Source organism: Planktothrix sp. FACHB-1355, assembly GCF_014748295.1.
Taxonomy (GTDB): Bacteria; Cyanobacteriota; Cyanobacteriia; order Cyanobacteriales; family Aerosakkonemataceae; genus Aerosakkonema; species Aerosakkonema funiforme_A.
In genome coordinates this window covers 1-5,240 of the sequence record NZ_JACJUP010000402.1, presented here as the reverse complement: position 1 = coordinate 5,240, position 5,240 = coordinate 1, and the positions used below count along the sequence as shown (strand labels likewise).

Here is a 5,240-nt window from a genome sequence, read left to right as displayed (position 1 = left end):
CGCCGCTTGACTCACTTCCCTTTTTTGGTGTATTATTATAATAATGGAAATCTGTGCAAAAATAATATCGGTAGATACTTCTTCCTCATTAAAATTATCATATCATAAAAAAAATAAGTCTGTCAAGAGCAACTTCCCTTTATTTTGGATATGACCACCCTACTAAGACTAGCTGTTGGGTGGATAGGCCGATCCCTTGCGGAAAGTATTGCTATCCAAGTCAGTTTCAATCAAATCCAGCAAGCGAGGTGACGCGGCGAAGTATGGCACATTGTTACTTTCAATCGTACATCTTTGCAGCTTCACAGGTTCGCTTTCTTTGACATTGAAGAAAAAGTCGTAGTCAACAGCGATCAGATTATTGCGAAATCCGCATTGTAAAAATTGTACGTTCCCAGAATTAAGTACCGTAACCAATTCATATTCTTTATTATTATTAAACTGGCATTCTTTAAAAGTAACATTTTGACAAGCAAACAAACTGAGGATGTGATACGTACATTCCTTAATCACCGTATTACCACAGATTAAACCATTAACATTTTCGGCTTTTATCCCCAAAACACCGCTACCGAAAAGAATGCAACTATTCACTTGAATATTTTCAGAATCAATGAAAGTGAAGACACCGCCTCTGCAAAAACCTTTTTCCGGGCCATGTCCGGCTTCGATATTTTTAATAGTAATATTTTGACATTCTCGAAACTTCAAAACATCGCCATAACGGGGACGGGTGAGTAGGAGAGGCGGTTTAATACCCAAACCGATGATTTGCAAATTTTGTACTCCAGAAATAATCAACTCGTTGCCATCAAAAGCCCTTTCAAAATAGGCGTATCTGCTACTAGCAGCCGGGTCGAGGTCAGAGAGAGAATAAGTTCCGGGTTTGAGTTTGATAGTACGATTGGGGCCGATCGCCGCCACGAATTCTTCAACCGTACTTACTACAGTTTCCTCCATCTGTGCAATAATCGATTCCGATGCCACAAAAGCGAGAAAACCGAAAATAAAAGAGCGCCTGCTTGTGGGTGTAAAAAATCCCATTGAATATCCTCTTGAGCTAGTTACTTTTAGCAATCAAATTTGAGTATATGCGGTATTGCCCAGTCCAGTAACCGAAGAAGTGTTATTATAAAATAATACAATATACCACTTTTCAATTGATATGAGCGACTTACCACAAAAGCGACAAGCACGACGGGGTAGAATATTCCCAGAATACACCGTGCCGCCTGAAGAAATAGCTCGACGCAGAGCAGAAAGAACAGAACTCGGACTGCGCTGTCGAGCAGTCTTTGAACGAATTCGTCCGGAATTGATGGAAAAGTATTACAATTGGTTGATTGCCATAGAACCAAACACTGGCGAGTATGTACTTGACCGCAAATTAGAAGGTCTCATCCAAAAAATTAAGGAACGGTATGGCGACGCAGATATTAAGATGACTGCTTTTCGTCTTAATGAAGAAGGATACTGTGGAAGGATATGATAGCAGGCAGGTTTGGGGAAGATGGGGAGTTGTTGTTTGAAATTGAATTGATTGCCAATAACGGAGAACGCTTCCCAGTAGAAAGGAATTTTGACACTAAAAATGGTGGCAAGTGAGTGAAGGATAATTAGCTCTAAAACAGAGCGATCGACCTTAACTCACTGGCGCACCAACTGACAAGCAAACTAAGAAGATTCACCAGTGCGATCGTGCGGATGAATTTCGCTCACAATTTCATAGCAACCAGTAACCGGTGGTTTAGCAAATAAATGGTTCATCTCATGCAAAATAGCCTGGTTTACCTCGTTTTCATTAGCTTGCATATCTTCCTGACTCTCCCAAAGAATAATCGCTATTCCTTTGTCAGTTCCCGGTTCTTGCAATAAATAAGAACCCTTGAAACCTTGCGCGTAGGTCGATACAGCCTTTTCATAGAGTTGTTCCGCCTCTGAAAACTTACCGGGTTTGAACTCACCAATAGCGACGTAGGCACATTTATATTTCAAAAAATCCTGAAACTCTGACATTCTACACTCCTGAAATGATATACTCCAAACGCATACCCAGATAGGGTACAGCGCTCACCGCTCAAATAATAGTAACCGTTATTAAGGATTAGGCGTGTTAAAAAACTATATAAATGGTGAATGGTGTACATCCAGCGCCACAAACTACCTGGATGTGATTAACCCCGCCACTGCTGAGGTGCTGGGTACTGTACCATTATCGCCTGGAACGGAAGTCGATCGCGCAGCAATAGCAGCAGCAGATGCCTTTACCACTTGGCGACGAATTCCGCCAACAGAAAGGGTGCAATACTTGTTCAAACTCAAAAACCTCCTCGAAGAGCATTTTGATGAACTTGCGCGTACAATTACCCTCGAATGCGGCAAAACTTTAGCTGAATCAAAAGGTGAAATGCGACGTGCGATCGAAAATGTAGAAGTCGCCTGCGGAATTCCCATTTTAATGCAAGGAGACTACCTGGAAGATGTAGCGCGTGGCATTGATGAATTTACCATCCGTCAACCAGTTGGAGTAACTGCTATTATTGCACCTTTCAACTTTCCCGGTATGATTCCTTTTTGGTTTATGCCTTATGCTTTAGCTTGCGGCAATACCACCATTATCAAACCTTCCGAAAAAGTGCCGCTGACCATGCAAAAAATCTTTTATTTATTAGAACAAACCGGACTGCCAAAAGGAGTAATTAATTTAGTCAACGGTGCCAAAGAAGTCGTCGATGCCATTTTAGATCATCCCATAATTCGCGCCATTAGCTTTGTCGGTTCCACACCAATAGCGAAGTACGTTTACAGTCGCGCCGCCGCCAACGGCAAACGCGCTCAATGTCAGGGAGGCGCGAAAAATCCGATTATTGTATTGCCAGATGCAGATTTAGAAACTACTATAAAAATTACTGCCGATAGTGCTTTTGGTTGTGCCGGACAACGCTGCCTCGCCGCTTCTTTGGCAGTCACGGTGGGAGAAGCACGGGAAACATTTACAGAAGCTATTTCTGAAGTTGCCCAAACGCGAATTGTCGGCTACGGTTTGGATGAAAAAGTGCATATGGGGCCAGTAATAACCCGCGAGAGTCAAACGCGAATTGAAGGATTAATTCAAAAAGGAATAGATGAAGGCGCAACGGTATTAGTAGATGGTCGTCATCCCAATATTTCCGGTTACGAACAAGGTAATTTTATTAAACCAACTATCTTGCAAAATGTCAATCCCAAAAGCGAAATTGCCCGCACAGAAATTTTCGGCCCAGTGTTGGGATTGATTCATTTAAATACAATTGATGATGCTATTGCTTTAGTAAATAGCAGCGAGTGGGGAAATATGGCTTGTTTGTTTACCACCAGCGGTGCAGCGGCGCGAAAATTCCGTTACGAAGCCGATGCCGGTAATATCGGAATTAATATAGGAGTAGCCGCGCCAATGGCATTCTTTCCCTTCAGCGGTTGGAAGGCAAGTTTCTTTGGAGATTTGCACGGACAAGGGCGTCATGCGGTGGAATTCTTCACACAAACTAAAGTAGTTGTAGAGCGATGGCCAAAAGATTGGTCGCGGCAATTTTAGCCATTAGTCATCAGTCATTGGTCAAGTGCTATAATACCAAGCGTGTGGAGTTAGTACCTTGGATGCCTACAGCTGCTCAACTAGAGAGTTTATATCGCGTTGGTTATCATCTGACATATTTTATGCTTCAGCCTATACATCTTATCTGCGTTGATAACCGAACTGGCAATGTTTATATTTTAGCTGGTTACAATGAAGAGTTAGAGTTCCAAATTTTACCTGACGGAGAGTTGTCTGATGAGCCGAATTAACTATGATGCAATGTCTGATGCTGAACTAAAGCAGTATTTTCTCAAGCATCGCGGCGATCGCACTGCTTTTGAGGCATACTTAGATAGACTCAATCGGCGTCCGCGCAGAATTATTGCTAGTCTGAGCGATCCTGATTTTGATGATAAAGTTCAAGCAGCAATCCGCCAAAAGCTAGAAGCATCTGGGAATAGTAGCGCTCAACAGTCTAACACCTTAAGGTTTCCAACCGACTAAGTTTATTTTGTGCGTTCCAAAAACCCTTTGATATATTCCCTCAGTACAGGTGACAGGGTGTAAAAACTTCCTTGCTGTTCTATTAAGCAGCGCCGCGATAGAGATTGCAGCGCGTTGAGTAAATCTGATGGTGGAATTCTGCCATTCTCTAGCAATTTTCCCAGATTGACCGATCCGTTTTCTTTCGCTAACAAAGACATAACTTGTTTTTCTATTTCGGATAGGCGATCGAACTGCTCCTCTAAAACATCTTTCAAATCTTCCGGTAACAATATAGTATCATCTAGTAATAACTCTGTCACGCATCCTCCCAACTCTTTAATCAGAGTCGCCACGCTTTTTAACCACAACGGATTGCCTTGGTAGCGGTGAATGAGTGCTGAGTAATTGTCGATTTCTGCTAACCCTTTATCTCTGAGAATTTCCCATCCAGCAGCGGTGTCCAAACCAGTGATTTGTAAGCTACGAATGGGAGTATTTTGGCTTTCTTTCTGAGGAACTTCTCTCGGTTCTTCCCAACCGATTAGCAGAAAGCAACTTTGATGGTATAATGTTTCTATCTGTTTGAAAAACAAGCGATATTCTTCGTATCCAGGTTTATATTTTCCTGCCAATTCGCCGCTAATGAAGAAGTTGTGAATGTCATCTAATACGACTAAGCAGCGATATTTTTGTAAATATTTAATCAGAGGTAAAGGTTTTTGATTAGTTGCAGGTGATTCAAGATTTGCTGTCTCTAGGAAAAACTGGATTAGTTTATGTTGCAATTCGTCTAGGGTGTAGGATTCGTCTAGACTGCACCAAATTACATATTCAAATTCATGTTTAATTTGTTGTACGAGTTGCGCTGCTAATGCGGTTTTGCCAATTCCGCTGATACCCGTAAGTGCGATTAAGCGACTGCGTTGCTGTAAAATCCACGTTTTGAGAGTGTCGAGTTCGGGAGTGCGATCGTAAAAAGCACCCAACTCTGGCATTTCGCTTAAATCTTGATGCGATGTTTCAGTTTGTTTTGAGTTAACAGTTTCTTCATTAGGTCGATGTGAATTTGGTATATCCGGCGGATGTCTAGCTTCTCCACAGATGTTAAAATTAGCGATCGTTACACCCTCTTGTGCAAAATTTGAAACATTAGAACCTTTGAATCTGTGGATTACTGAACAAACATTCGATTTACTGA

At 41.9% G+C, this 5,240-nt stretch carries 7 protein-coding genes; 4 read left to right on the top strand and 3 right to left on the bottom strand.

The features are described 5' to 3' along the window. Positions 1–168 precede the first annotated feature (168 nt). Complete coding sequence (locus tag H6S82_RS16960; protein ID WP_190462243.1) at positions 169–1,044, bottom strand: right-handed parallel beta-helix repeat-containing protein; 876 nt, start codon at positions 1,042–1,044, stop codon at positions 169–171. A 121-nt stretch (positions 1,045–1,165) separates the two neighbouring features. Here H6S82_RS16960 and H6S82_RS16955 point away from each other — a divergent pair, with 121 nt between their 5' ends. Beyond that, positions 1,166–1,489: a hypothetical protein gene (locus H6S82_RS16955; protein ID WP_190462244.1), complete on the top strand. Its 324-nt coding sequence runs from the start codon at positions 1,166–1,168 to the stop codon at positions 1,487–1,489. 185 nt (positions 1,490–1,674) lie between these two features. Here H6S82_RS16955 and H6S82_RS16945 read toward each other — a convergent pair whose 3' ends face one another. Next, positions 1,675–2,016 (bottom strand): antibiotic biosynthesis monooxygenase, encoded by a 342-nt coding sequence (locus tag H6S82_RS16945; RefSeq protein ID WP_190462246.1) that lies wholly within the window; start codon positions 2,014–2,016, stop codon positions 1,675–1,677. Between the two features lie 94 nt (positions 2,017–2,110). Between H6S82_RS16945 and H6S82_RS16940 the strand changes: the two genes are divergently transcribed. From H6S82_RS16940 to H6S82_RS16930, 3 genes are read left to right on the top strand one after another with little or no spacing between them, the layout of a single operon-like run. Further along, the gene (locus H6S82_RS16940) at positions 2,111–3,574 is read left to right on the top strand and encodes a CoA-acylating methylmalonate-semialdehyde dehydrogenase (protein ID WP_190462248.1); all 1,464 of its coding nucleotides are present in this window, start codon (positions 2,111–2,113) and stop codon (positions 3,572–3,574) included. Further along, positions 3,544–3,825: a hypothetical protein gene (locus tag H6S82_RS16935; RefSeq protein ID WP_322111845.1), complete on the top strand. Its 282-nt coding sequence runs from the start codon at positions 3,544–3,546 to the stop codon at positions 3,823–3,825. Before H6S82_RS16940 ends, H6S82_RS16935 begins: the two co-directional genes overlap by 31 nt. After that, entirely contained in the window at positions 3,812–4,060 is a 249-nt protein-coding gene (locus H6S82_RS16930) for a hypothetical protein (protein WP_190462250.1), read from the top strand. The genes H6S82_RS16935 and H6S82_RS16930 overlap by 14 nt, the downstream gene beginning before the upstream one ends. Positions 4,061–4,062: 2 nt before the next feature. Here the strand turns inward: H6S82_RS16930 and H6S82_RS16925 are convergent. Continuing rightward, on the bottom strand, positions 4,063–5,240 hold a 1,178-nt coding region (locus tag H6S82_RS16925), incomplete at its 5' end, for an NB-ARC domain-containing protein (protein WP_191056453.1).

Excerpts from the sequence above, each read along its gene's own strand:
- H6S82_RS16955 (WP_190462244.1), top strand. The coding sequence starts at position 1,166 with ATGAGCGACTTACCACAAAAGCGACAAGCACGACGGGGTAGAATATTC.
- H6S82_RS16945 (WP_190462246.1), bottom strand. The coding sequence starts at position 2,016 with ATGTCAGAGTTTCAGGATTTTTTGAAATATAAATGTGCCTACGTCGCT.
- H6S82_RS16930 (WP_190462250.1), top strand. The coding sequence starts at position 3,812 with ATGAGCCGAATTAACTATGATGCAATGTCTGATGCTGAACTAAAGCAG.
- H6S82_RS16935 (WP_322111845.1), top strand. The coding sequence starts at position 3,544 with ATGGCCAAAAGATTGGTCGCGGCAATTTTAGCCATTAGTCATCAGTCA.
- H6S82_RS16960 (WP_190462243.1), bottom strand. The coding sequence starts at position 1,044 with ATGGGATTTTTTACACCCACAAGCAGGCGCTCTTTTATTTTCGGTTTT.